Below are 22,343 nucleotides of genomic sequence, written 5' to 3' on the forward strand. Positions count from 1 at the left end.
AGGTGCTCTGACCGGGTCAGGTGCAAGGAATCCTGCAGCACGGGGTCAGCAGCATCGCCGGACCGGTCGTCCGGGCGGCCGACCTGCGGTGGTCGACGTCCTGAGATTCCGCAAGCATCCGCTCATGCGGATGTCGAACCCTGACGACGCCGGCGCGGGTCACGTGCCGTCGTACGTCCACGGCTTCCTGCCCGGTGCCGGCGAGATCGTGCCGGTCTTCGACCTCGCCCGCACCCGGGTGCCCACCGGCACCGAGCTGTGGCGCCTGCGCGCCGAGGGCGAGCCGGGCCTGAAGCTCATCTATGACGGGCCGGCGCACGGCTGGCGCAGGGCGCCCTCGTACTTCCCGCCGCTGCACATCGTCGGCCCCCGGGCGATGTGGCGGGGGCTCGACCTCCCCGCCGCGTTCACGCCGGACATCACCCATGTCGAGCTCGTGCACGTGGGAGACGCCGCCCCGGACGGTTTCGAGGCGGTGCGCCCGCAGGTCTCCCGCGTGGTCATCCCGGTCTCGGAGTGCGAGAGCATCTTCGAGGCCGTCCTCACCGCCAGCTGGCGCGGCCACGGTGCTCGCGTCCTGCAACGCGCTGGCGAGCACGCCCTGCTCGAGCTTGCGGGCCTGTCCCCCGACGTCGCCGAGTCCGTCGGGGCGACCGTCGTCGAGCCCGGCGTGCACGAGGCCGTCGTCCCCTACAGCGAGCTGACGGACGTCGACGGAGTGACGTACGAGCTGGACCCCCGGTCTGCGGGTCGGAACGCCGAGCACCCGTGACGACGGCCGACGGAGCACTCGACCTCGACGCGCTCGCGGCTCGCCTGCGGGCCAAGGGATACGGCGAGTTCGTCGACTTCTTCATCTCCAACCGCGCCGATGGCACGCTCACCTCGAGCGAGCTGATGTGCCTGTCATTCCGCGACGGCCGCTACCGCGTCTGGTACCGCGACATGGGCCAGGACAACGAGCTGTGCCTGACCGAGGACCCCCACGAGGCCGAGCGCGTCTTCGTCCACCACACCCGCAGGCTCGTCAAGGCCCGCTATCCCCGACGTCGGTGGCCGGAGGACGAACAGACCTGAACGCCGAGTGGCGCATTTCCGCTCGCGAGTGGCGCAGGACGGCGTTTTTGGACGGCGTGTCGCCGCCATCTTGCGCCACTCGCGGAATCGGGCGGGGCTACGTCGTGGGCGGGGCCCAGGCGGTCTGGATGATCTCCACGCCGCGGTCGCGCGTGATGAGCTGTGCGCGTCCGGCCTGCGCCGGCCGCGGCCGGGCGTTGCCGATCAGCGGCCCCTCGTCGGGGCTGCCCGAGAGCAGGATGCCGGGCTGGGCGAGCTCGCGCAGCGTCTGCAGCACGGGGTCGAACGACGCGCGGGACGCTCCTCCCGAGCGCCGGGCCACGACCATGTGCAGACCGACATCGCGGCCCTGCGCCAGGTACGGCACGAGCGGCGCCAGCGGTGAGGCGTTCTGCGGCGACACCAGGTCGTAGTCGTCGACCAGGACGTACGCGTCGGGTCCGCTCCACCACGATCGGCTGCGCAGCTGGTCGGGGGTCACGTCCGGGCCGGGCAGGCGGCTCTTGAGCACCTCGGCCAGGCCTCCGATCACGGCCTCGATCTGCGCGGCGCTCGACACGTACTCCATCTGGAACTCGTCGGGCAGCTCTCCGAGCATCGCGCGCCGGTAGTCCACGACGATGATCTGCGCCTGGGCCGGCGTGCGGCTGCGCATCACGTCTCGGGCGTACGCGCGCAGCAGGGAGCTCTTGCCCGACCGGCCGTCGCCGTAGACCAGCAGGTGCGGCTCGGCCTCCACGTCGAGGCCGACCGGTGCGAGGTCGCGCTCGTCGATGCCGAGGAGCACCCGCGGGTCGTCGGCCTGTCCGGCGAGCTCGCGCACCCGGTCGAGATCGATCCGGGACGGCAGCAGCCGCAGCTTGGGGCCGCCCTGTCCCGGCCAGGACGCCCTGACCCGGGCCACGAGGTCGTCGACCGCGGGGCCGACGGTCGCACCGTCCGCCTTGCCGTCGAGACGCGGCAGGGCCGACAGGAAGTGCAGCTTGGACGTCACGAGACCGCGACCGGGGCGCTCGGCGGGGACGAGCTGGGCGACCTTGCGGTCGATCTCGGAGTCGGTCGGGTCGCCGAGACGCAGCTCGAGCCGGGTGCCGAAGAGATCACGCATCGCGGCGCGGAAGTCGCCCCAGCGGGACGCGGCAGCGAGGACGTGGATGCCGTAGGTGAGGCCGCGCTGGGCCAGGGTCTGCATCTCCATCTCGAGGGAGTCGAAGTCCGCGCGGAGCGTGCTCCAGCCGTCGATCACGAGGTAGACGTCGCCGTACCCGTCGTCGACCGAGCCCTCGCGCCGGCGGGCGCGGTAGGTCTCGACCGAGTCGATGCCCTGCTGGCGCAGGTACGCCTCGCGGCGGTCGGCGATGCCGTTGACCTCGGCGAAGATGCGACGCACGACGTCCGGCTCCGCACGGGTGCCGACACCGGAGACGTGCGGCAGGTCGGTCATGGCCGAGAAGGTGCCACCGCCGAAGTCCAGGACGTAGATCTGGGAGTCCCGCGGGCTGGACGTGAGGGCGATGCTCGCGACGACGGTGCGCAGCACGGTGCTCTTGCCGCTGCGCGGACCACCCACGACCGCGAGGTGGCCGCCGGCGCCGGACAGGTCGACCGTCAGCACCTCACGACGCTGCTCGCGCGGACGGTCGAGCGTGCCGACCGGGACCCGGAGTCCCCCGTAGACGCTCCAGCGCGACGACAGCAGGCCGGCGTCGTCGGTCTCGGCCAGGTCGGGCATGAGGACGTCGAGCGTGTCGGGCACGTCGAGCGGGGGCAGCCAGACCTGGTGCGCCTGCGGGCCCTGCCCGACCATCGTGTCGACCGCGATGTCGAGGACGGTCGCGGTGCTCTCGGCGACGGGGGCCACCACGACCTCGGGCTCCTCCGGCTCGGCGTCGAGCGGCGCCAGCACGTGCGTGGTGGTGAACGGCAGGATGCTGCGCGCCTGGGCGCCCTCCTGCATCGCGGCGGCGGCCCGCCGGGGGGGCGGCCCGGAGACGTACGCAGCCTTGAACCGCGTCGTGCTCGACTGGTCCGCCTTGAGGTAGCCGAGACCAGGGACCGAGGGCAGCTCGTACGCGTCGGGCGAGCCGAGCACGGCACGGGACTCCGCGGCCGAGAACGTCCGCAGGCCGATCCGGTACGACAGGTGGCTCTCGAGGCCGCGGAGGCGTCCCTCCTCCAGCCGCTGCGAGGCGAGCAGCAGGTGCAGGCCCAGCGAGCGGCCGAGGCGGCCGATGGCGACGAACAGGTCGATGAAGTCGGGCTTGGCCGACAGCATCTCGGAGAACTCGTCGACGACGATGAACAGGCTGGGCAGCGGCTCGAGGTCCTCGCCTGCGGCGCGGGCCTTCTCGTAGTCGCGGACCGACGCGTAGTTGCCCGCCTTGCGCAGAAGCTCCTGCCGCCGCACCATCTCGCCGGACAGCGCGTCCTGCATGCGGTCGACCAGCGGCAGCTCGTCCTCGAGGTTGGTGATGACGGCCGACACGTGCGGCAGGTCGGACAGACCCGCGAACGTCGCGCCGCCCTTGAAGTCGACGAGGACCATGTTGAGGGTCTCGGACGAGTGGGTCAGCGCGAGCCCGAGGACGAGCGTTCGCAGCAGCTCGGACTTGCCCGATCCGGTCGCACCGATGACCAGGCCGTGCGGGCCCATGCCCTGCTGGGCCGACTCCTTGATGTCGAGGTAGACCGGGGCACCGGTGGCCCCGACGCCGATGGGCACCCGCAGCTGGTCGCGGGCGGGACGCTCGCGCCAGGCGTCCTGGACGTTGAGGTTGCGGACGTCGCCGAGGCCCAACAGGTCGGTGAGGTCGGGCGTCCCGGCCATGGCGTCGTCGCGCACCGGACCCTCGACCGCGCCGAGCGGGGCCAGCCGGCGGGCGAACGCCTCGGCGGACGGCAGGTCGAGGTGGTCGGCGGTCGCGCGGACGGGCTCCTCGTGCCGGCGCCAGGCCGTCACGGCGAGGTCGTCGCGACGGTCCTCGAACTCCAGCCGCAGCCGGGTCGGGTCCTCGAGCTCGCCCCAGCGCTCTGGGAGCTCGAGCACCGTGACGCCGTGGACGCCTTCCTCAGGCACGAGGTGGTTGCCCGGGGGCAGCGCCGCGCCGTCGACCACGAGCAGGACGTGCGGACCCTCGACGGGCTGCTCCGCACCGAACCGCGGACGATCGATCAGCTCGCGAGGAAGCATCGCGGCCAGGTCGTCGATCGATCCCGACACCATGCGGCTCGGTCCGACCGCGTCGCTCTCCCGGCCGCTCTGGGCCTGCGGCAGCCACTTGACCCAGTCCCAGTGCCGGGCCGCGTCGCCGTCCGTGAGCACCGCCACGACGAGCTGGTCGGGGGCGTGGAACGCCGCGGCCTCGCAGACCATCGAGCGGGCCAGCCCGCGCACGTACCCCTCGGGACCAATGAGCTCGATGCGACTGAACGCCCCCAGGTCGATCGCTGCCGGCAGGCTCGGCTGCGCCCGGTGCACCGCGAGCAGCCGGTGCAGCGCGGACGCGCACACGGGGTCGACCTGGTCGATCGGTGCCGTCTCCGGCGGGACCAGGTCGACGGCGAGCGGCTGCGTCGACGTCCCGTAGCGGACGTGCAGGCGGTGCGGATCCTCCGCGCCCCGCTCCCACACCCGGCTGCCCTCCTCGGCGAAGGTGGCCAGGACCGACGGCGACGGGTGCAGCCAGACCAGGCCCTCGCGCTGCGCCTCGGCCACGCTCCGTACGTTGCCCCGGACCGTCGAAAGGTACTGCAGGTACTCACGCCGGGCGCCCACCACCTTCGTCTTGCGCTGCTTGAGCTGGCGCTCGACGTTCACCGCGACGAATCCCAGCGTCGCCACCAGGAACATGCCGGCGGCGATGAACCCGCGCGCGCCGGCGCCGCTGGAGGCCACGAAGACGATCGAGCCCACGCTCGCGAGCATGGGCAGCGCCATCATCAGCGCGCCGCCGATGCCCTCGTGCGGCTGGAGCTCGGGAGGCGCCTGGAGCACGAGCTGCCCCTCGGGCACGGCCGGTCGCTCGATGCGCTCCCCGCGGCGCAGCGTGGTGGACACGTGGACCTCCGTCTGACGAAGAAGAAGGGGGCCACCCTGCAGCACCCCCGTTGCCCGGCCAATCCTAGGGGGAACCCGGGCCAGGAGGCACCACGAACGGCAGATGATCGCGACACGCTGTGACGACAAGGTCCCGTTCATCAGGCACCATGTACCCCAGGCGAAAAGGGGGGGCCATGACCGACAGCATCGTGCACGCGACCGTACGACTGACCGTCGTCGGCGACGGCGGCCGTGTCGACGTGGCCGTTCCGCTCTGGACCGAGATCGCGTCCCTCGCCGAGACGTACGTGGAACGCACCGGCTCCGGCCCGGTGACCCTGCACACCTCGTCCGGCCGCGGGTTCGCCCCGCGCAGCACGGTGCACGGCGAGGGACTGGCCCACGGCGACCTGCTCGTGGCCATCAGCGGCACGGGCCTGCCCGGTCGCCGGGTCAAGGACGGCTCCGACGATGACGACGTCCCCGCGCAGGTGGCGCCGCCCCGACCGTCGGGTCGCAGGGCGCTGATGGCGCCGATCGCGACCGGCGCCATCGGAGTCGTCGTGGCGGTCGCCGGCGCGCTCGAGGGCGGCACCGCCGCGGACGGCGCGACTGCAGCCCTCCTGGTGATCTCCCTGCTCGCGGTCCTGCTCGCCCGCCACACGGGACGCGTCGACCGCGCCTGGCTCGCGGTCGTCCCCCTGCTGGTCGCTGCCGGCGCGGGAACCCTGACCGTGACCACCCTCGACGATGGTGACGCCGGCGACGTCCTGCTCGTCGCGGCGGTCGCCGGGCTGGTCGCTGCGGCCACCGCGGCGGTCGTCCGTGCCGGATCGCCTCACGTCGCCGACGACTGGCTGCTGGCATGGATGTTCACCGGCTGCGTCCTGGCCGCCTCAGCAGCGGCCTGCCTGCTGATGGACTGGTCGACGACGACGTTCTGGGTCCTGGTCCTCACCCTCGCGACGGTGTCGACCCGGCTCGTCCCCTCCCGGGTCGTCGAGGTCCCCGACCACGTCCTGCTGGACTTCGCACGTCTCGCCGTCACCGCCTGGACCGCCCGGGAGCAGCCGCGCCGGTCGTTCCGCGGCGTCATCCGCCGCGACGACGTCGAGTCCGTCGCCCGCAAGGCACTGCGCCTGGTGGACGCCGCCAGCGTCTTCGGGGCCGTCGCCGTCGTCGCTGCGACCGTCGCGCTCCTGATGGGCGATCACGGCACGTCCCGCCGGATCGGCATCATCATGTTGTGCATCGGCGTGGGCGGGAGCTTCGCCCTCGGGGGCCGGACCCTGCGCATCAGGACCGCGCGGCGGGCCCAGCGAAGCGCCGGCACCATCGTCCTGGTGCTCGTCACGCTGTACGTCTTCAGCCTGCTCGACGACACGAGACGACCGATCTTCACCGCGGCGGCCGTGGGCCTGGGGCTGCTCCTGGTCGTGGTGGCCCGTGCTGCGGCCCGCGGCTGGTCCTCGGTCCGCTGGTCCCGCACCGCGGAGACGGCCGAGACGCTCGCCGGCGTCCTCGTGTACGGGGCGCTGCCGCTGGCGACCGGGCTGTTCACCTGGATGCGCGTTTTGACTTCTCCGTAAGGGGAAACAGGTGGTCACAAATAACCAGGAAAAACAGTTCATTCGTGTGGTCAATCAAGACTTGCTGTCATAGTCTGGCCGCACACATCGTCTCGGCGCGAGAGCGCAAGGGGGAACCTCATGACTGATCTCAGCCGCGAAGAAATGGCGCTGACCAAGGCTGCCGGCCTGGTCCGCGACGCGCACGGCGAGCTGACCACCGAGGTCGGCAACATGCCGACCCGTCTGCAGACCAAGGGCTCCTGGGAGGGCGGAGGCTCCGAGAGCTTCACCGGTCTCATCAACGCCTGGACCCGCGAGACCAACCACATCCTGAAGGCGCTCGAGGTCTTCGACGCCAACCTGACCGGCGCCGACAAGGCGTACACGACCACCGATCAGGCGCAGCAGGACAAGTACACGCAGATCGCCAACCGCATGACCACGCAGGGTTGAGAGAGGACTTCACCATGACCGGAAGCACAGGACGTCTTGCAGTCTCCTTCGGCGGACTCGGCAACCTCGCGGGCGAGGTCGCCGCGGGCGTGGCCAAGCTCGAGGCACGGCTCAACCAGCTCGACCAGGACCTGACCCCCCTCAAGGGCGACTGGACCGGTGAGGCTGCCGCCTCCTACCAGCAGGCCAAGGCCAAGTGGGACCAGGCGATCCAGGACCTCAAGCTGACGCTGTCCCAGTCGGGCCAGGCCGTCAACGACTCGGGTGACGACTACCGCCGTACCGAGACCCAGAACGCCTCGTCGTTCGGCGGCTGATCACGCATGGACCCTGACGCACGTCTTGGAACCGCCCCCGCCAACGGCGGGGGCGGTTCCGGCGCTGACATCGAGCTGACGATCGAGGACGTCGAGAAGATCGGCCACGACACCGCGGCGCTGACCGAGACCGCGGCGCTGGCGCGCACCCAGCTCGCCGATGCCGCGGCCGGTGGCGGATTCAGCTCGTACCCGTCCGCCGCGGCCCTCTACGACCAGCACCAGGCTGTCGTCGAGGTGTTCGACAAGACCCTCGCCGCGGTAACGACGGACATCGACGACTTCGGCCACACGATCGTGCAGGCCGCGCACAACCATGCCCAGACCGACGCCGACGTGCTGGCCACCTTGACCGTCATCGCCTCGAAGGTCAGCAACGAACCGCTGACACGTGCGCACAACCAGGCTCGCAACGAGGCCGGTCACCGGCTGAAGGAGCCGGACACCGACCTCGACACCGATCCGGAGATCGACACGTTCGACGGCGACAACCCCACCGTCAAGGAACCGTCCCTCGATGGCCTGCGTCCCGATGGCGATCCCGGCACCGGCGCTGCGGACGCCCCGCCCACGGGCGCGGACAGCGGCTTCGACGTCTCCGGAGGAAGCTCGAAGTGACGATCCGCGGCCGCTCGGGCGCCGTCGCCGTCGCCGTCGCCTTGACCATCCTCACCCTGCTCGCGCCCTCTGGAGCGTCGGCCAAGCCTCTGCAGCCATGGTGGTTCACCGGGCTCAGCGTCGCCTCGGCCCATGAGCAGTCGACCGGTAAGGGCGTGCGCATCGCCGTGATCGACGGCGCGCTCAACCGTGACGTCCCCGAGCTCAAGGGCGCCAAGGTCAAGCTGCGCTCCGCCTTGCGGTCGGACTCACTCAAGCTGGCCAAGGCACGGTCATACTCCAGCGCCTTCTACGCGAGCCACGGCACCGCGATGACCACGCTCTTGGTGGGCCAGGGCAAGGGCAACGCTCCCGGCGGGGCCGGTATCACCGGGATGGCACCGGACGCCGAGGTGTACTTCTACCAAAAGGACCCCGACCCGACCGACCAGCAGTCGGAATGGGCGGGACAGCTGTTCCGTGAGGCCGTCAAGGACAAGGTCGACATCATCAGCTACTCCTACACCGGCAGCCTCGACCTCGATGAGGACATCAAGAAGGCCCAGGACGCCGGCATCGTCGTGGTCGCCGGAGCCGGCAACCCGAACGGGCCTGTGGGCGAGCCGGCCAACCTTCCCGGAGTCGTGGCCGTCGGTGTGCTGGACAAGAAGATCCGACCCTGGAAGAAGCAGCCCGAGGGCAACATCACGATCGTCGCTCCCGGCGTCGACATCGCCTCTGGTGCCATGAAGGGCACCGCCACCGACGCGCGGTGGGTCTCCGGCATCGAGCGCACCGGCACCTCGGACGCCACGCCGCTGGTCGCGGGCGCCCTGGCCCTGGTGAAGTCCAAGTACCCCCACGCCACCGGCAACCAGCTCATCCAGCAGCTCATCCACAGTGTCGGTGGCCGCGACTTCGGCTACACCCAGGAGGGCGGATTCGGCGTCATCAGCCTCGAGGAGCTGCTGGCCCGCGACCCCGCCGGCTGGCCCGACGAGAACCCGCTCCTCAAGGGACCCAACTCCGCCTTCAGCACCTACCCGCAGTCGGTGTGGAAGGACCCCAGCGCGCCGACCCCGACGCCGACACCTGCCGGCAGCGCCGACCAGGCCGCCGCCGACCAGTCGACCAACGCCGCAGCGCAGGACGAGCCCTCGTCCGCACTGCCCTGGATCATCGGTGCCGCCGCGCTCGTCGTGCTGCTGATCGTCGCCGCGGCCGTCGTCCGTCGTCGGCGCACCGCATCGCCCGCACTCACCGGAACGACAGGGGGAACGTCTGATGGGACCCAATGAGGCGAAGCTGCAGGAGATCGCCCTGACCGCAGCGGACAATGCCAGCAGCAAGAAGACTGCGTGGAAGAGCTCGTACGCGAAGGTTGACGAGATGATCGCCGAGCTGCGCGCACAGCGTTCCCGCACCCGCAACGCCTGGCAGGGAGCCGATGCCGACGCGGCATCGGCGGCCTTCGACAAGAAGCTCGAGAAGCTCGAGGAGTACCGCGAGCAGATGGAGAAGGCCTCCCTCGCCATGGAGGAGGCCCGGAATGGTCTGACGCTCGCGAAGAAGAACTTCGGCGAGCTTCCCCACCCGGGCAGCCCCCCGGGTTCGGCACCCGCTCCGCTGGACGCCGGCGCTGACGATGCGGCGGCGAAAGCACACAAGGCCGATGTCAAGGCGCATGACGCGGCCGTCTCGGCCCATGACGCTGCGCTCAAGGAGCGCGAGCGCAAGGCCGGCGAAGCGCTCGACGCGTTCGACGCGTCGATGAAGGTCGCGCAGGCTCTGCTCAGCAAGGCAGCTCCACTCGGCGAGAAGCCGGTGGACGACGAGACGCCCAATCCCACCCGTGGGGGGTCTGGATCCGGCGGGTCCGGAGGCTCCGGCAATCCCGTGGTCGGCGGAAGCACCGCGGTGGCCTCGATGCTGTCGGCCAGTGGCCGCAGCGGCAACAGCTCGTGGGCCATCGGCGCCATCCAGCAACCAGGAGCGCCTCTGACCCCCGGCGGCGGCGTCGCCGGCGAGCCCGGCGCCGGTGGTGTCGGCTCAGGCGGGGCCAGCGGCTCCGGGGGCTCATCCGGTGAGGGCGGCGGTCTCCCCGGCGGCGCTGCCGGCAGCGCAGGAACGATCGGGGGCGGAGGCGCGGGCGCCGCGGCGAGCGCGGCCGGGGCCCTCGGCGCAGGCCGTGGCCTGCTCAACCGCTTGACCGGCGGCGCCAGCGCGAGCGGTGGCGCGTCTGCGGCGCCCGGTCGCACGGCCGGCATGCAGAAGGGCTCGACGTTGGGCGCTCGCAGCGCGGGCCAGGCCAGCGCGCAGTCCGGCGGCGCCCAGTCCTCCGCAGGACGCCCCGGCGGCGCCCAGTCCTCCGCAGGACGCCCCGGCGGCGCCCAGTCCTCCGCAGGCCGTCCCGGCGGGGCGCAGTCCGGCGCCCGTGGGACGGGCTCGGGATCGCGCGGCGCGGCGGGCTCCCGCGGTGCCGGCGCAGGGGCCGGACGTTCCGGCCAGAGGCCGGGCGACAAGGACGACCAGCTCGTCGACCACATGGCGTTCGACGACGACCAGTGGCTCGACGACGACGAGACCACCCCAGGAGTCATCACATGAGCACCAGCACCGCCGTCCACTCGTTGGGCGGACTGGTCCGGGTGACGATCACGGCGGGCGACCGGCGCAGCGATCTCGCCCTCCCGTCGGCCGTCACGGTCGCCGAGCTGCTGCCCGAGCTCGCCCGGTCCATGGGTGTGCTGGAGCCGGGCTCGGCCCACACAGGCTTCCGCCTGCTCGCGGCCGACGGCTCCGAGCTCTCGACCTCGGCCGGCCTCGCGTTCCAGAACGTGTACGACGGCGCCGTCCTGACCCTCGCTCCCGGCGTCGACGAGACCCCCCGCGTGTACGACGACGTCGTCGAGGCGATGTCCGACGTGATCGAGGAGACCACCCGACCGTGGGAGCCGAGCGCAGCTCGCAACACGGCTCTCGTCGCGTCGGGGTCGCTGCTGGCGCTCGGCGCCCTCTCGATCGGCGTCGAGCGGACGAGCATCCTGGCCGGAGCCCTGGCGGGCGTCATCGCCCTGGTGCTCCTCACCGCGTCGATCGTGGTGTCACGCCTCGAGCACGAGAACGAGATCGCGCTGATGCTCGGCTGGTCGGCCGTCGTCTACGCGGCCGTCGCAGCGTTCACCGCGGTGTCCTCCGACGACGTCCTCGGTGCACCGCTGGCGTCGGCGGGTGGCGCGGGCGCCGTGGCCGCGCTGCTGGCGATGACCGGCCTGGAGAGCCGCCGGCTGCTCCTGCTGCCCGGCGTCATCCTCGGCGTCATCACCGCGGCGGCCAGCGGCCTCGTGATCACCACCGATCTCGACCCCGCGAAGATCTACCTCGTGGCGCTCGCCCTGGTCGTGATCGCCTCGGGCATCCAGCCCGCCCTGGCCCTCACCTCGGCCGGTGCATCGTCGCCCCAGCCCGAGGACCCCGCACTCCTGCCCGACGACCCGGACGAGGTCAGCATCGAGAAGGTCCGCACAGGAGCCCGCGTCGGCCACGACGTCCTCCTGGCGACCACCGTCACGAGCGGCCTCCTGCTGGTCGCCGTGGCTCCCCTCGCCGTGACGCTCGGGGTGACCGGCATGCTGACCACGGTGGCGGCAGCCGTGGCGCTGCTCGTCCGGACCCGTCAGTTCCGGTCGGGTACCGAGGTCGGTGCCGGGCTGCTGACAGCAGCGGCGGGCCTGCTGTCGGTCGCCGTCAGCGTGCTCGTGCTGCAGCCCGACTGGCGTCCCGGCCTGATCGTCGTCCTGACCGTCGTCGCCGCGGGCACCCTCGTCTCGACCCTCGTCACCTCCACCCGTACCGTCTCGCGAGGACGGGCCGCCGAGCTCCTCGAGCTCGTCGCCCTCGTCGCGATGGTCCCCCTGCTCGTCATCGCCATCGGAATCGTCTCGGCCGTCCGGTCCTGACCCAAGGAGAATCATGAACACCGCTCGCAAGATCGCCGCCTCGGGCACCATCGGCCTCGGACTCGCCATGGTCTCGTTCGCGCTCCCCGGCATCGCGAACGCCGCCGACTCCGACATCGCAGCGGTCGAGGCCGCCGGGGAGGTGCCCGCCCAGGCCCAGGCTTCCGGGCTCCCCATCCCCTCCGCCGCACTGGACGACGACGATGACGAGACGACGCCGACGCCGACCCCGTCGCCGACGCTGCCCACGATGACGATCCCGACCCCCAGCCCCACGACCCCGACGCCGACGCCCGGGGACCCGACCGCGGCGCCGACGACTCCCTCGCCGACGTCCCCGACGCGCCCCCCCACCCCGGGTGACGGCGTCGATCCCGGCACCCCCGGCACCGTGGAAGAGGACGACGACAGCACGCCGGGCGACGACACGGGTGAGAGCGACCCCGGATCGGGTGACTCCGGGTCGCAGAGCGGCGACCTGGGCTCCAACATCGACCCGGTCCTCGGCACCGGCGTCGCCCCGCAGGGCCTCCAGCGGGACGCGACCCCGCCGACCGACAGCCCGCAGGCCAAGCTGCCCGCTGCCGGATCCCCCGGACAGCTGCCCGTCCTGGTCCTCGGACTGGGCCTGATCGTGGTCGGCGGGGTGCTGGTCAAGCGCCCGTACGCCGCACGCCACCGCGTCTGACGCATGGCGAGCAAGCGTGACCTGGTCGAGGCACACGACTTCAACCGTCGACGGCTGGTCACGGCCTTCCTGAGCGGAGCGCCGGGCGGACGGGAGGTCGAACCCGTCCGCTACGGTCGCACGATCATCGGTGGCCTGGTCCTGGCCGGCATCCTCGTGGCCGGTGCCGCCGTCACCGGCGTCCTCAAGCCGACCGTGAGCGACGACTGGCGCGACAACGGCCTGGTCATCGGCAAGGAGAGCGGCTCCCGCTTCCTCATGTACGACGACGAGCTGTACCCCGTGGCGAACATCGCCTCGGCGCGCCTCGCGATCAAGGGCAAGCTGAAGATCAGCTACGTCCCCGACGACATCCTCGTCAAGGAGCCCAAGCGCAACGCGATCGGCATCCTCAACGCCCCCGACTACATCCCGCCCGCCAACCGGCTCGTGCAGGAGGGCTGGACCGCGTGCACCAACGCGGACGGCGGCCTGCGCACCGTCGTGGACACGTCCCCCGGCGCGAAGCGCTCATCCGGGTCGGCCCTGGTCGTGCGGTCCCGCGACGACGCCAAGTACTGGATCGTGACCGGCACCCACCGCTACCCCGTTCCGCCCGACGGGGAGACCGGTCGAGCGATCCTGCGCGCGCTGGGTCTCGACCGCACCACGGCGTTCCCGGCACCCAACAGCTGGCTCGAGCTGATCCCCGTCGGCAGCCCGATCGCGGCGTTCTCCGTGCCGGACATTGGCCAGCCGGTCGACCAGGGGGTCGAGGGGCTCCAGACGATCGGCACGCCGGTCGACGTCGGCGGCAGCAAGTACGTCCTGGCGAAGGGTGGCCTGGTCCCCCTGAGCGAGTTCGCGTACGAGGTCTATCTCGTCAGCCCGAACGGGCACCCCGAGCCGCAGACCCTCGATCCGGCCGATCTCGGCCGGCTCAAGACACTGAGCGAGGACCGGCCCTACCCGGCGGACTGGCCCGGATCCGTCCCGTCCCCCTACACCGACACGACCCCGTGCCTCCTCCTCGAGCGCGGTGAGGATCCGCAGGCCACCAGCCGTGCCCACCTCGCCGCCGCGACGGACCAGTCGGTCGCGCCCAGCGGCTCGACCGTCACGAGCGACGTCCAGCAGGGCCGCGGAGCGCTGGTCTATGGCACGACACGTGCCACGGGTGGCCCGATCGACACGGCGTTCCTCATCGACTCGCTCGCGACGCGCTACGCGATCGGGCCCAAGAACTCCGTGCAGGACGCCCAGAGCCGCCTCGGCTACGCCGGCGTAGCACCGGTGCCGGTCCCCCGCTCCTGGACCGAGCTGTTCCGGGACGGCCCCGCCCTCGACGTCGACCGGGCCGGGGCGCCGGTGGCGGACGCCCGGCCCGCCGCAGCGCCGGTCGGATGAGACGCGTCCTGCCCGCGGCACTCCTCGTGCTGGCCGGTTCCGTCACGCTTCCCGCCGTCGCGGCCACCCCCGCGACGGCGGATGCGGCGGACGGCAAGTGCACCGTCGGCAAGACCAGCTGGATCAGTGACGCTGCCGCCAACGCCAATCTCGCGGAGACCGGCTTCGCCGATGCCTGGCGATTCGCCACCGGTCAGGGCGTCACGGTCGCGGTGGTCGACTCCGGCGTCAACGCCAAGAACCCGCACTTCGACGGGGTGATGGTGGGCCAGAAGTCGTTCGTGGGCGGTTCCGGCCTCGAGGACCAGCAGGGGCACGGCACCGCGGTGGCCGGGATCATCCGCGCCCGCCGCCTCCCGCAGAAGTCCGTGCTGATCGGCGCCGCCCCGAACGCATCGCTGCTGTCGGTACGGGTGAACGTCCTCAACAACGAGGTCAAGACCGCGAACGTGGCCAAGGGCATCCGCTGGGCGGCTGAGCAGAAGGGTGTGGACGTCATCAACGTCTCGATCAGCACCGGACCGAGCGATCCCCAGCTCGAGGCGCTGAGGTCCGCGGTCGCCTTCGCGGTGAGCCGGGACATCGTCGTCGTGGCGGCCGCGGGCAACAAGCCCAGTGGCATCGACGGTCCGTACACGCAGGTCCAGTACCCGGCCGGGTTCCCGGGCGTGCTGGGCGTCGCTGCGGCCGGGCCCGGCGGCGGGGTCGACAACTGGTCGATCCATGGCAGGCACGTCGACGTGTCGGCGCCGGGAGCGAACGTCCCGACGACGTACCACGGCAACGGCGACTGCCTGGTGGGCCTGGACCACCCGTACACCAGCTACTCGACGCCGTACGTGAGCGCACTGGCCGCGCTGCTGCGCGAACGGTTCCCGCGGGACTCCGCCGCCCAGATCATCAACCGGATCACGTCCACCGCGGATCGTCCGCGCCTGACCGAGCGGGACGACCGCGAGGGATGGGGCCGCATCCAGCCGATCGCCGCCCTCACCGGCACCAGCTCGGCGCCCCCCACCAAGCGGACGTCGGCGGTGCCGGTGACCACCGACGCCGGCATCACGCCGGGCGCTGCCGAGACCGACCCGATGGAGGGCCCCCGCACCCGGCTGCTCTGGTGGGCGCTCGGCGCGACCGCCCTGCTGTCGGTCGGGCTGGTCGCTCGGCCGTTGAGCGCTCGCCGACGGCGTCAGGACGGTCCGCGACGTTTCTAAGCATCCGCTTAGTCCTGCGGTAGGGTCGCGACCATGAAGGCGATCCAGATCACCACGCTCGACGGGCCGGCGGCGGTCGAGCTCCTCGATGTCCCCGACCCCGTGCCGGCGGACGGCCAGGTCCTCATCCGCGTCCGCGCGGCGGGCGTTGCGTTTCCCGAGGTCCTGCAGAGCCGCGGTCTCTACCAGATGAAGCCCGACCTGCCGTTCACCCCCGGGGCCGAGATCGCCGGCGACGTCATCAGCGCGCCGGAGGGCTCCGGCCTCGTCCCGGGCGACCGCGTCGCCGCCCTGTGCCTCCTCGGGGGGTTCGCCGAGCAGGCGGTGGCGCCCGCGTCGGAGACCTTCAAGCTGCCCGACTCCGTCTCGTACGAGCAGGGCGCCTCGTTCATCTTCAACTACGGCACGGCGTACTTCGCACTCATCGAGCGCGGTCACCTGCAGCCGGGCGAGTCCGTCCTGGTGCACGGCGCCGCCGGGGGCATCGGCACGGCAGCGATCCAGGTCGCCAAGGCGTTCGGCGCGGGCCGGGTCGTGGCCGTGACGTCCACCCCCGAGAAGGGAGCGATCGCCCTCGAGGCCGGGGCGGACGAGTTCGTCCTGGCGGACGGCTTCAAGGACGCCACCGTCGCGCGCGGGAAGGTCGACCTCGTCGTCGACCCGGTGGGCGGCGACCGATTCACCGACTCCTTGCGGTGCCTCGCCGAGAACGGCCGCCTGCTGGTCATCGGCTTCACCGCCGGCGACATCCCCACCGTCAAGGTCAACCGGCTGCTGCTCAACAACGTCTCCGTGGTGGGAGTCGGCTGGGGCGCATCCGTGCTGGCTCGTCCCGGCGCGATCGCCGCGGAGTGGGACGCGATGGAGCCCCACCTCACGAGCGGTGCGCTCGCCCCGGTCGTCGGTCCGACGTTCCCGCTCGCGGACGCGAGCCAGGCACTGCTCACGCTCGAGGAGCGCCGGGCGACCGGCAAGGTCCTGCTGTCGATCTGACCGCCCTCGCCATCCCGGCCGGGGGCGGCGGACGGACGATGAGGGTTCTCGTCACCTCTGGCTACCGCGAACCCTCATCCTCTGTCCCCCGGAGGGGTCAGCGCTCGCTGTCGAGCATCGCCATCTGGTCGGCGGCGTACCGGGCGCCCGCCACGTCGTCGACCGGCATCGCGGCCTCGATCGCGCCCAGCTGCTCGGGCGTGAGCGCGATGCCGGCGGCACCGAGGGACTCGGTGAGACGTTCGCGGGTCCTGGCGCCGACCAGCGGGACGATGTCGTCGCCGCGCGACCCGACCCACGCGATCGCCGCCTGCGCGACCGTCAGGCCGCTGTCGGCCGCGACGCCGCGCAGCGCGTCGACGAGCGCGAGGTTGCGGTCCAGGTTCTCACCCTGGAAGCGGGGCGAGTGCGAGCGGAAGTCGTTGGCCTGGACGTTGTCCCGGGAGTAGTGGCCGCTGATCAGCCCACGTGACAGCACGCCGTACGCCGTGACACCGATGCCCAGCTCGCGGCAGGTGTCGAGGATGTCGCCCTCGACGCCCCGCGAGACCAGGGAGTACTCGATCTGCAGGTCGCTGATGGGGTGGACCGCGTGGGCGCGGCGGATCGTCTCGGCGCCGACCTCCGACAGGCCGATGTGGCGGACGAAGCCGGCCTCGACCATCTCGGCGATCGCGCCGACCGTCTCCTCGATGGGGACGGACGGGTCGAGGCGGGCGGGCCGGTAGATGTCGACGTGGTCGGTGCCGAGCCGCTCGAGCGAGTACGCGAGGAACGTCTTGACCGCCGCCGGGCGGGCGTCGGAGCCGTACCAGCCGCCGTCAGGGCCCCGGAGGGCGCCGAACTTCACGCTGATGTCGACGCTGTCGCGGTCGACACCCTGGAGGGCGTCGCGCAGCAGCAGCTCGTTGTGCCCCATTCCGTAGAAGTCGCCCGTGTCGAGCAGCCGGATGCCGGCGTCGACCGCCGCACGGATCGTGGCGATGCTCTCGTCGCGGTCGGCCGGTCCGTAGAGGGCGGACATCCCCATGAGGCCGAGGCCCATCGCGGGTGTCGTGCCGAGGGTGCCGAGTGTCTTGGTGGTGAGTGTGTGTGATGTCGATGTCATGGCTCCACCGTGCGCCGCATCCGCGGGCCGGCAAAGAGGAGCGCTCAACCACGGACTGGCGATCCCTGTTTACGCCCGTGGTCCCGGGTCATGATGGACGCATGGAACGCGATGCACTGGCTGATTTCCTGGTCCGCCGCCGAGACGCCCTGCAACCCGCCGACGTCGGCCTCACGGCAGGACCCCGGCGTCGCGCTCCGGGACTGCGGCGCGAGGAGGTCGCGCAGCTGACCGGCATGTCTGTCGACTACTACGCCCGTCTCGAGCAGGGCCGCAGCCCCCAGCCGTCGACCCAGATGCTGCGCGCCCTGGCCCGGACGCTGCGCCTCAGCCGGGACGAGAGCGACCACCTGCACCGTCTGGCCGGGCACCCCGCCCCCGAGCGGGTCGGCGTCTCGTCGCACGTCCGCCCCGTGCTGCTGCACGTGCTCGACCAGCTGGAGGACTGCGTGGCGTTCGTGTGCTCCGACACCGACGTGGTGCTCGCGCAGAACCGTCTGTCGCTGCTGCTGCAGGGGGAGCACCGCGGCCGGGAAGGGGTCGAGGCCAGCTCGACGTACCAGTGGTTCACCCAGCCGGGGGCCCAGGACCAGATCCTCGCCGAGGACCGCGCGATGCACAGCAGGGTGCGGGTCGCCGACCTGCGCGCCACCTGGTCGCGGCGCCACCAGGACCCTGACATCACCGAGCTGGTCGACGCGTTGCTGGCCCAGAGCCCGGAGTTCGCCGAGATCTGGGCCCGCCACGAGGTCGGCGTCAAGCACCTGACCACGAAACGTTTCAACCACCCACAGGTGGGGGTCCTCCAGCTCGACTGCGAGACCATGGCGACGAGCGAGGACGGGCAGCGGCTCGTGATCCTCGGCGCCGCGCCGGGCACCGAGGCGCACGGCAAGCTGCGCCTGCTGGCCGTCCTCGGCGAGCAGAGCGTCGACGCGTAGTCTCGGGTGCGTGGCACCCTCGACGAGCACCCCGTTCACCGGATTCCCCGAGGCGGCGCTGGACTTCTACGACGACCTCGAGATGGACAACACCAAGACCTTCTGGGAGGCCCACAAGGACGTCTACGCGACGGCCGTCGCGGCGCCGATGAAGGCGCTGGCCGCCGCGCTGGCGGACGAGTTCGGGGACGCCAAGATCTACCGGCCCTACCGGGACGTCCGGTTCGCGAAGGACAAGACGCCGTACAAGACCCACCAGGGCGCGTTCGTCGCCAAGGGCCCGTCGACCGGCTACTACGTGCAGGTGGGCGCCCCCGGCGTGCGCGTCGGGTCAGGCTTCTACGAGGCGTCACCCGCGCGGCTGGCCAGCATCCGCGAGGCGATCGTCCACCAGCGTCACGGCAAGGAGCTCGAGGACGTCCTCGCCGCGCTGGGGTCCGCCGGCTGGGAGATCGGCGGCGATCGGCTGAAGACGGCACCGCGCGGGTACGACGTCGACCACCCCCGCATCCACCTGCTGCGGCACCGGTCGCTCAACGTCGGGAAGTCGTACGGCTTCGAGCCGGTGATCCACACCTCAGAGCTGCTGGACCGGGTGCGTGCCGACTGGCATGAGGTCACGCCGCTCGTGGAGTGGGTCCTGACCCACGCCCGGGCCTGACCGCAGTCAGATCGTCAGGCCCTTGAGCGCCTCGTCGGGGTAGCGCTCGCCCGCCGCGACACCCACGGGCGCTGCCGCGTCCAGCGCCGCGAGGTCGTCAGCCGTGAGCTCGACGTCCGCTGCGGCGACGTTCTCCTCGAGGTACGTGCGCCGCTTCGTGCCCGGGATCGCGACGACCCCGTCCTGGTGGAGCACCCACGCGAGGGCAAGCTGTCCGGGTGTGACGCCCTTCTGCTCGGCCAGGGCCCGCACCTTGTCGACGACGGACAGGTTCGCGGCGAGGTTCTCGTCGCTGAAGCGCGGGCTCGCACGGCGGAAGTCGTCCGCATCGAGATCCTCGGTCGACGCGATCCGACCGGTCAGCACACCCCGGCCGAGCGGTGAGTAGGCGACGAACTCGATGCCCAGCTCGCGCGTCGTGTCCAGGACGCCGTTCACCTCGGGCGAGCGCTCGAACAGCGAGTACTCGGTCTGCACCGCGGTCAACGGATGCGTCGCGTGCGCCCGACGGATCGTCTCCGGGGACGCCTCGGAGATGCCGAGGTAGCGAACCTTGCCCTCGGCGACGAACTCGCCCATCGCCCCGAACGTCTCCTCGATCGGCGTGCTGGGGTCGACGCGGTGGATGTAGTACAGGTCGATGGTCTCGCGGCCCAGGTTGCGCAGGGAGCGCTCGAGGGCCTTACGCAGGTACGCCGGCGAGCCGTTCGGCCCGCCGCGCGAACCGTCGTCGCCGATCTCGACGCCGGTCTTGGTGGCCAGCGCGTACTCGTCGCTCCGGTCACCGATCGTGCGGCCGATCAGCTGTTCGTTGAGGAACGGGCCGTACATCTCGGCGGTGTCGATGAGGCTGACGCCGAGGTCGAGCGCGCGACGGAGCGTCGCGGCCGACTCCTCGTCGTCCCGTCCGCTGTAGAACGCGGACATCCCCATCGCGCCCAGTCCCTCGATGCTCGCCTCGAGGCCTTGACTGCCCCATGCGGTCGTCTTCATCTGCCCACTCACGTCCCCTCGGTCACGGCTGCGGTGTAGTAGTCGATCTTGTGGTTGATGGCCGTCAGGTGCGTCTGCACCTCGTCGAGCTGCTCGAGGACGTGCACCCGGTGGGCCTGGAGGATCGCCAGGCGGTCGGCCTCGCTGCCCTCGACCCGGTAGAGCTCGACGAATCTCTTGATGTCGCGGATGGGCATGCCGGTCCGGCGCAGCATCACGAGCGTCCCGAGCCACCGGACGTTCTCCTCGGTGTACCGCCGCTGGCCGGACGCTGACCGGCCGGGACGGTGGAGGGTCAGCCCCTCCTTCTCGTAGTAGCGGAGGGTGTCGACGCTGAGTCCGCTGGCCTGCGCGGCCGCGCTGATCGTGAGCCCCTCCGCAGGAACTTCGGTGACGGTCATGACCCCAGCATGACCCTTGGAGCGCGCTCCAGGTCAAGAGTCGCGCGGCTGTGACGTATCGGCCAGGACCGGTCCGGGTATCAGTCCGGCGCGCACCGCTCGTGCGTCGTGCACGGGAGGGAGACGTCGATGCAGGTGGCGGTCGTGGTGCCGGTCTTCGACCAGGAGGCGTGGCTGCCGGCAGCGCTGCAGAGCCTGCAGCGCCAGAGCTTCACCGACTGGGAGTGCGTGGTCGTCGCGGACGGCTCCCCCGGCGACACCGCCACAGCCGCGGCGGCAGCCCTGGAAGACCCGCGCGTGACGATCGTCGAGGACCCGGTCAACCGCGGGCTGGGCGCGGCTCTCAACCGCGGGCTCGACCTCACGTCCGCGCCACTGGTGACCTATCTGCCCGCCGACGACGTGATGCACACCGAGCACCTGTCGTCGCTCGTCGCCGCCCTGGAGGGCGACCCGGCGGCACCTCTGGCGGTGACGGGGCTCCGGCACGACACGGACCGCCTGTCCGTCGGCCGCATCGCGGACGAGCCCCTCCAGCTGGTCCAGGTCATGCACCGCCGCACGCCGGATCGCTGGATCGAGCGCGACGAGCTGACCACCGACGACCTCGACCGCATGCTGTGGGACCGGCTGCTGGCAGCCGGCTCGCCCACCTCGACCGGCCGGGTCACCGCCACCTGGACGTCCCACCCCGACCAGCGGCATCGGCGCATGCGTGAGCCCTGGGGCGGCATCAACCCCTACCGGTCGCGCTACTCCGTGCCGGGGCCCCTGCGGTTCCACAGCACCGTCGGCCACCTGCACGACGAGGTCGAGCACTACCGCAGGTTCCGGGACCGGCCACGGGTCCCCCGAGCCGCCGACGGCCTGCGCATCCTCCTGGTCGGCGAGCTGGCCCACAATCCTGACCGTGTGCTCACGTTGGCCGAGCGAGGTCACGAGCTGTACGGGTTGTGGACCGACGGCCCGCACTGGTTCAACACCGTCGGTCCGGTCCCGTTCGGGCACGTGACGGAGGTGCCCCGCGACGGGTGGCAGGACGCCGTCCGCGACCTGGCGCCGGACGTGATCTACGGGCTGCTCAACTGGCAGGCCGTCCCCTTCGTGCACTCGGTCCTGACCGCCGACCTCGGGATCCCGTTCGTGTGGCACTTCAAGGAAGGACCGTGGTTCAGCCGTCAGCACGGGCACTGGCCGATGCTGGTGGACCTGCACACGCGCAGCGACGGCGTGATCTACTCCAGCCCGGAGCTGAGGGACTGGTTCCACGCCACCGTCCCGGCCAGCACGGCCGTCCCCAGCCGGGTCGTCGACGGCGACCTGCCCAAGGCCGAGTGGCTCCTGGGGGAGCAGTCGCCACGGATCTCCGAGCGGGACGGCCAGCTGCACACCGTGATCGCGGGACGACCCATGGGCCCGCCGCCCGAGGTCGTCGAGGTGCTCGCCCGTCACGACGTGCACCTGCACGTGTACAGCGAGAAGGGCCACGCCCAGATGCGGGACTGGGTGAGCGACGTGCGTCGCGTGGCGCCGCACCACCTGCACCTGCACCCGCAGGTCGACCAGGAGGACTGGGTCAGCGAGTTCTCCCAGTACGACGCGGGCTGGCTCCACGACGTACGGAGCACCAACGGCGGGGACCTCCACGCCGCCACGTGGGGCGACCTGAACTACCCGGCGCGGATCGGCACGTACGCCGCGGCGGGCATCCCGATGATCCAGCGCGACAGCGCCGGGTCGGTCGTCGCGAGCGAGCGGCTGATCCGTGAGCTGGACCTCGGGTTCACGTGGCGGGAGCCGGCCGACCTCCTGAGGTCACTGAGGGACGGCGACCGGCTCGACCAGCTCCGCAAGAGCGTGTGGTCACAACGCGATCAGTTCACCTTCGACGCCTACGCCGAGCAGATCGTGAGCTTCCTGCGCACACGCCGGCCCTCCTGAGGCG

General features: G+C 71.7%; 20 protein-coding genes. 16 read left to right on the forward strand and 4 right to left on the reverse strand.

What is annotated here, in order from left to right; genetic code table 11:
- Window positions 1–130: 130 nt before the first annotated feature.
- Window positions 131–772 carry a hypothetical protein gene (locus C3E78_RS16075; RefSeq protein ID WP_135804838.1) on the forward strand — a complete coding sequence of 214 codons (642 nt, stop codon included), beginning with the start codon at window positions 131–133 and terminating at the stop codon, window positions 770–772.
- Window positions 769–1,077 carry a hypothetical protein gene (locus tag C3E78_RS16080; protein ID WP_108580127.1) on the forward strand — a complete coding sequence of 103 codons (309 nt, stop codon included), beginning with the start codon at window positions 769–771 and terminating at the stop codon, window positions 1,075–1,077. Before C3E78_RS16075 ends, C3E78_RS16080 begins: the two co-directional genes overlap by 4 nt.
- 97 nt (window positions 1,078–1,174) lie before the next feature.
- Here the strand turns inward: C3E78_RS16080 and eccCa are convergent, their stop codons facing one another.
- Window positions 1,175–5,134, reverse strand: a complete 3,960-nt coding sequence (eccCa, locus tag C3E78_RS16085; protein WP_235833672.1) for a type VII secretion protein EccCa — start codon at window positions 5,132–5,134, stop codon at window positions 1,175–1,177.
- A gap of 176 nt (window positions 5,135–5,310) precedes the next feature.
- On the opposite strand from eccCa, the gene C3E78_RS16090 reads away from it, so the two are divergent.
- The 11 genes from C3E78_RS16090 (at window position 5,311) to C3E78_RS16135 (ending at window position 16,294) form a co-directional block, all read left to right on the forward strand.
- Complete coding sequence (locus C3E78_RS16090) at window positions 5,311–6,705, forward strand: hypothetical protein (RefSeq protein WP_108580131.1); 1,395 nt, start codon at window positions 5,311–5,313, stop codon at window positions 6,703–6,705.
- A 120-nt stretch (window positions 6,706–6,825) separates the two neighbouring features.
- The gene (locus C3E78_RS16095; RefSeq protein WP_108580133.1) at window positions 6,826–7,140 is read left to right on the forward strand and encodes a WXG100 family type VII secretion target; all 315 of its coding nucleotides are present in this window, start codon (window positions 6,826–6,828) and stop codon (window positions 7,138–7,140) included.
- Between the two features lie 14 nt (window positions 7,141–7,154).
- A complete protein-coding gene (locus tag C3E78_RS16100) occupies window positions 7,155–7,457 on the forward strand; it encodes a WXG100 family type VII secretion target (protein WP_108580135.1) in 303 nt (100 codons plus the stop codon).
- Between the two features lie 6 nt (window positions 7,458–7,463).
- Window positions 7,464–8,075 (forward strand): hypothetical protein, encoded by a 612-nt coding sequence (locus C3E78_RS18370; protein WP_159085920.1) that lies wholly within the window; start codon window positions 7,464–7,466, stop codon window positions 8,073–8,075.
- Complete coding sequence (locus tag C3E78_RS16105) at window positions 8,072–9,352, forward strand: S8 family peptidase (protein ID WP_159085921.1); 1,281 nt, start codon at window positions 8,072–8,074, stop codon at window positions 9,350–9,352. The genes C3E78_RS18370 and C3E78_RS16105 overlap by 4 nt, the downstream gene beginning before the upstream one ends.
- Window positions 9,339–10,661, forward strand: a complete 1,323-nt coding sequence (locus C3E78_RS16110; RefSeq protein WP_108580140.1) for a hypothetical protein — start codon at window positions 9,339–9,341, stop codon at window positions 10,659–10,661. The genes C3E78_RS16105 and C3E78_RS16110 overlap by 14 nt, the downstream gene beginning before the upstream one ends.
- Window positions 10,658–12,013, forward strand: coding sequence for a type VII secretion integral membrane protein EccD (gene eccD / locus C3E78_RS16115; RefSeq protein WP_108580142.1), 1,356 nt, complete (start codon window positions 10,658–10,660; stop codon window positions 12,011–12,013). Before C3E78_RS16110 ends, eccD begins: the two co-directional genes overlap by 4 nt.
- A gap of 13 nt (window positions 12,014–12,026) precedes the next feature.
- The gene (locus tag C3E78_RS18525; RefSeq protein WP_108580144.1) at window positions 12,027–12,701 is read left to right on the forward strand and encodes a hypothetical protein; all 675 of its coding nucleotides are present in this window, start codon (window positions 12,027–12,029) and stop codon (window positions 12,699–12,701) included.
- Between the two features lie 3 nt (window positions 12,702–12,704).
- A complete protein-coding gene (gene eccB, locus C3E78_RS16125) occupies window positions 12,705–14,087 on the forward strand; it encodes a type VII secretion protein EccB (RefSeq protein WP_108580146.1) in 1,383 nt (460 codons plus the stop codon).
- Window positions 14,084–15,301: a S8 family serine peptidase gene (locus C3E78_RS16130; protein WP_108580148.1), complete on the forward strand. Its 1,218-nt coding sequence runs from the start codon at window positions 14,084–14,086 to the stop codon at window positions 15,299–15,301. The genes eccB and C3E78_RS16130 overlap by 4 nt, the downstream gene beginning before the upstream one ends.
- A gap of 33 nt (window positions 15,302–15,334) precedes the next feature.
- Window positions 15,335–16,294 carry an NADPH:quinone oxidoreductase family protein gene (locus C3E78_RS16135; RefSeq protein WP_108580150.1) on the forward strand — a complete coding sequence of 320 codons (960 nt, stop codon included), beginning with the start codon at window positions 15,335–15,337 and terminating at the stop codon, window positions 16,292–16,294.
- A gap of 97 nt (window positions 16,295–16,391) precedes the next feature.
- On the opposite strand, the gene C3E78_RS16140 is transcribed toward C3E78_RS16135, so the two are convergent.
- Window positions 16,392–17,402 (reverse strand): aldo/keto reductase, encoded by a 1,011-nt coding sequence (locus tag C3E78_RS16140; RefSeq protein WP_108580152.1) that lies wholly within the window; start codon window positions 17,400–17,402, stop codon window positions 16,392–16,394.
- 101 nt (window positions 17,403–17,503) lie between these two features.
- Between C3E78_RS16140 and C3E78_RS16145 the strand changes: the two genes are divergently transcribed.
- Entirely contained in the window at window positions 17,504–18,343 is an 840-nt protein-coding gene (locus tag C3E78_RS16145) for a helix-turn-helix transcriptional regulator (protein ID WP_108580154.1), read from the forward strand.
- A 10-nt stretch (window positions 18,344–18,353) separates the two neighbouring features.
- The gene (locus tag C3E78_RS16150) at window positions 18,354–19,004 is read left to right on the forward strand and encodes a DUF2461 domain-containing protein (RefSeq protein WP_268916158.1); all 651 of its coding nucleotides are present in this window, start codon (window positions 18,354–18,356) and stop codon (window positions 19,002–19,004) included.
- 6 nt (window positions 19,005–19,010) lie between these two features.
- On the opposite strand, the gene C3E78_RS16155 is transcribed toward C3E78_RS16150, so the two are convergent.
- Complete coding sequence (locus C3E78_RS16155) at window positions 19,011–19,997, reverse strand: aldo/keto reductase (RefSeq protein ID WP_108580156.1); 987 nt, start codon at window positions 19,995–19,997, stop codon at window positions 19,011–19,013.
- Between the two features lie 8 nt (window positions 19,998–20,005).
- Complete coding sequence (locus tag C3E78_RS16160) at window positions 20,006–20,398, reverse strand: MerR family transcriptional regulator (protein WP_108580159.1); 393 nt, start codon at window positions 20,396–20,398, stop codon at window positions 20,006–20,008.
- Between the two features lie 129 nt (window positions 20,399–20,527).
- Here C3E78_RS16160 and C3E78_RS16165 point away from each other — a divergent pair, with 129 nt between their 5' ends.
- The gene (locus tag C3E78_RS16165; protein WP_108580161.1) at window positions 20,528–22,339 is read left to right on the forward strand and encodes a glycosyltransferase family 2 protein; all 1,812 of its coding nucleotides are present in this window, start codon (window positions 20,528–20,530) and stop codon (window positions 22,337–22,339) included.
- Window positions 22,340–22,343: the final 4 nt, after the last annotated feature.

It is taken from the genome of Aeromicrobium chenweiae (assembly GCF_003065605.1).
Lineage (GTDB): Bacteria > Actinomycetota > Actinomycetes > Propionibacteriales > Nocardioidaceae > Aeromicrobium > Aeromicrobium chenweiae.

Excerpts from the sequence above, each read along its gene's own strand:
- C3E78_RS16160 (WP_108580159.1), bottom strand. The coding sequence starts at position 20,398 with ATGACCGTCACCGAAGTTCCTGCGGAGGGGCTCACGATCAGCGCGGCC.
- C3E78_RS16145 (WP_108580154.1), top strand. The coding sequence starts at position 17,504 with ATGGAACGCGATGCACTGGCTGATTTCCTGGTCCGCCGCCGAGACGCC.
- C3E78_RS16100 (WP_108580135.1), top strand. The coding sequence starts at position 7,155 with ATGACCGGAAGCACAGGACGTCTTGCAGTCTCCTTCGGCGGACTCGGC.
- eccB (WP_108580146.1), top strand. The coding sequence starts at position 12,705 with ATGGCGAGCAAGCGTGACCTGGTCGAGGCACACGACTTCAACCGTCGA.
- C3E78_RS16075 (WP_135804838.1), top strand. The coding sequence starts at position 131 with ATGTCGAACCCTGACGACGCCGGCGCGGGTCACGTGCCGTCGTACGTC.
- C3E78_RS16155 (WP_108580156.1), bottom strand. The coding sequence starts at position 19,997 with ATGAAGACGACCGCATGGGGCAGTCAAGGCCTCGAGGCGAGCATCGAG.
- C3E78_RS16165 (WP_108580161.1), top strand. The coding sequence starts at position 20,528 with ATGCAGGTGGCGGTCGTGGTGCCGGTCTTCGACCAGGAGGCGTGGCTG.
- C3E78_RS16140 (WP_108580152.1), bottom strand. The coding sequence starts at position 17,402 with ATGACATCGACATCACACACACTCACCACCAAGACACTCGGCACCCTC.
- C3E78_RS16135 (WP_108580150.1), top strand. The coding sequence starts at position 15,335 with ATGAAGGCGATCCAGATCACCACGCTCGACGGGCCGGCGGCGGTCGAG.
- eccD (WP_108580142.1), top strand. The coding sequence starts at position 10,658 with ATGAGCACCAGCACCGCCGTCCACTCGTTGGGCGGACTGGTCCGGGTG.
- C3E78_RS16090 (WP_108580131.1), top strand. The coding sequence starts at position 5,311 with ATGACCGACAGCATCGTGCACGCGACCGTACGACTGACCGTCGTCGGC.
- C3E78_RS16130 (WP_108580148.1), top strand. The coding sequence starts at position 14,084 with ATGAGACGCGTCCTGCCCGCGGCACTCCTCGTGCTGGCCGGTTCCGTC.
- C3E78_RS16110 (WP_108580140.1), top strand. The coding sequence starts at position 9,339 with ATGGGACCCAATGAGGCGAAGCTGCAGGAGATCGCCCTGACCGCAGCG.
- C3E78_RS16095 (WP_108580133.1), top strand. The coding sequence starts at position 6,826 with ATGACTGATCTCAGCCGCGAAGAAATGGCGCTGACCAAGGCTGCCGGC.
- C3E78_RS18370 (WP_159085920.1), top strand. The coding sequence starts at position 7,464 with ATGGACCCTGACGCACGTCTTGGAACCGCCCCCGCCAACGGCGGGGGC.
- C3E78_RS18525 (WP_108580144.1), top strand. The coding sequence starts at position 12,027 with ATGAACACCGCTCGCAAGATCGCCGCCTCGGGCACCATCGGCCTCGGA.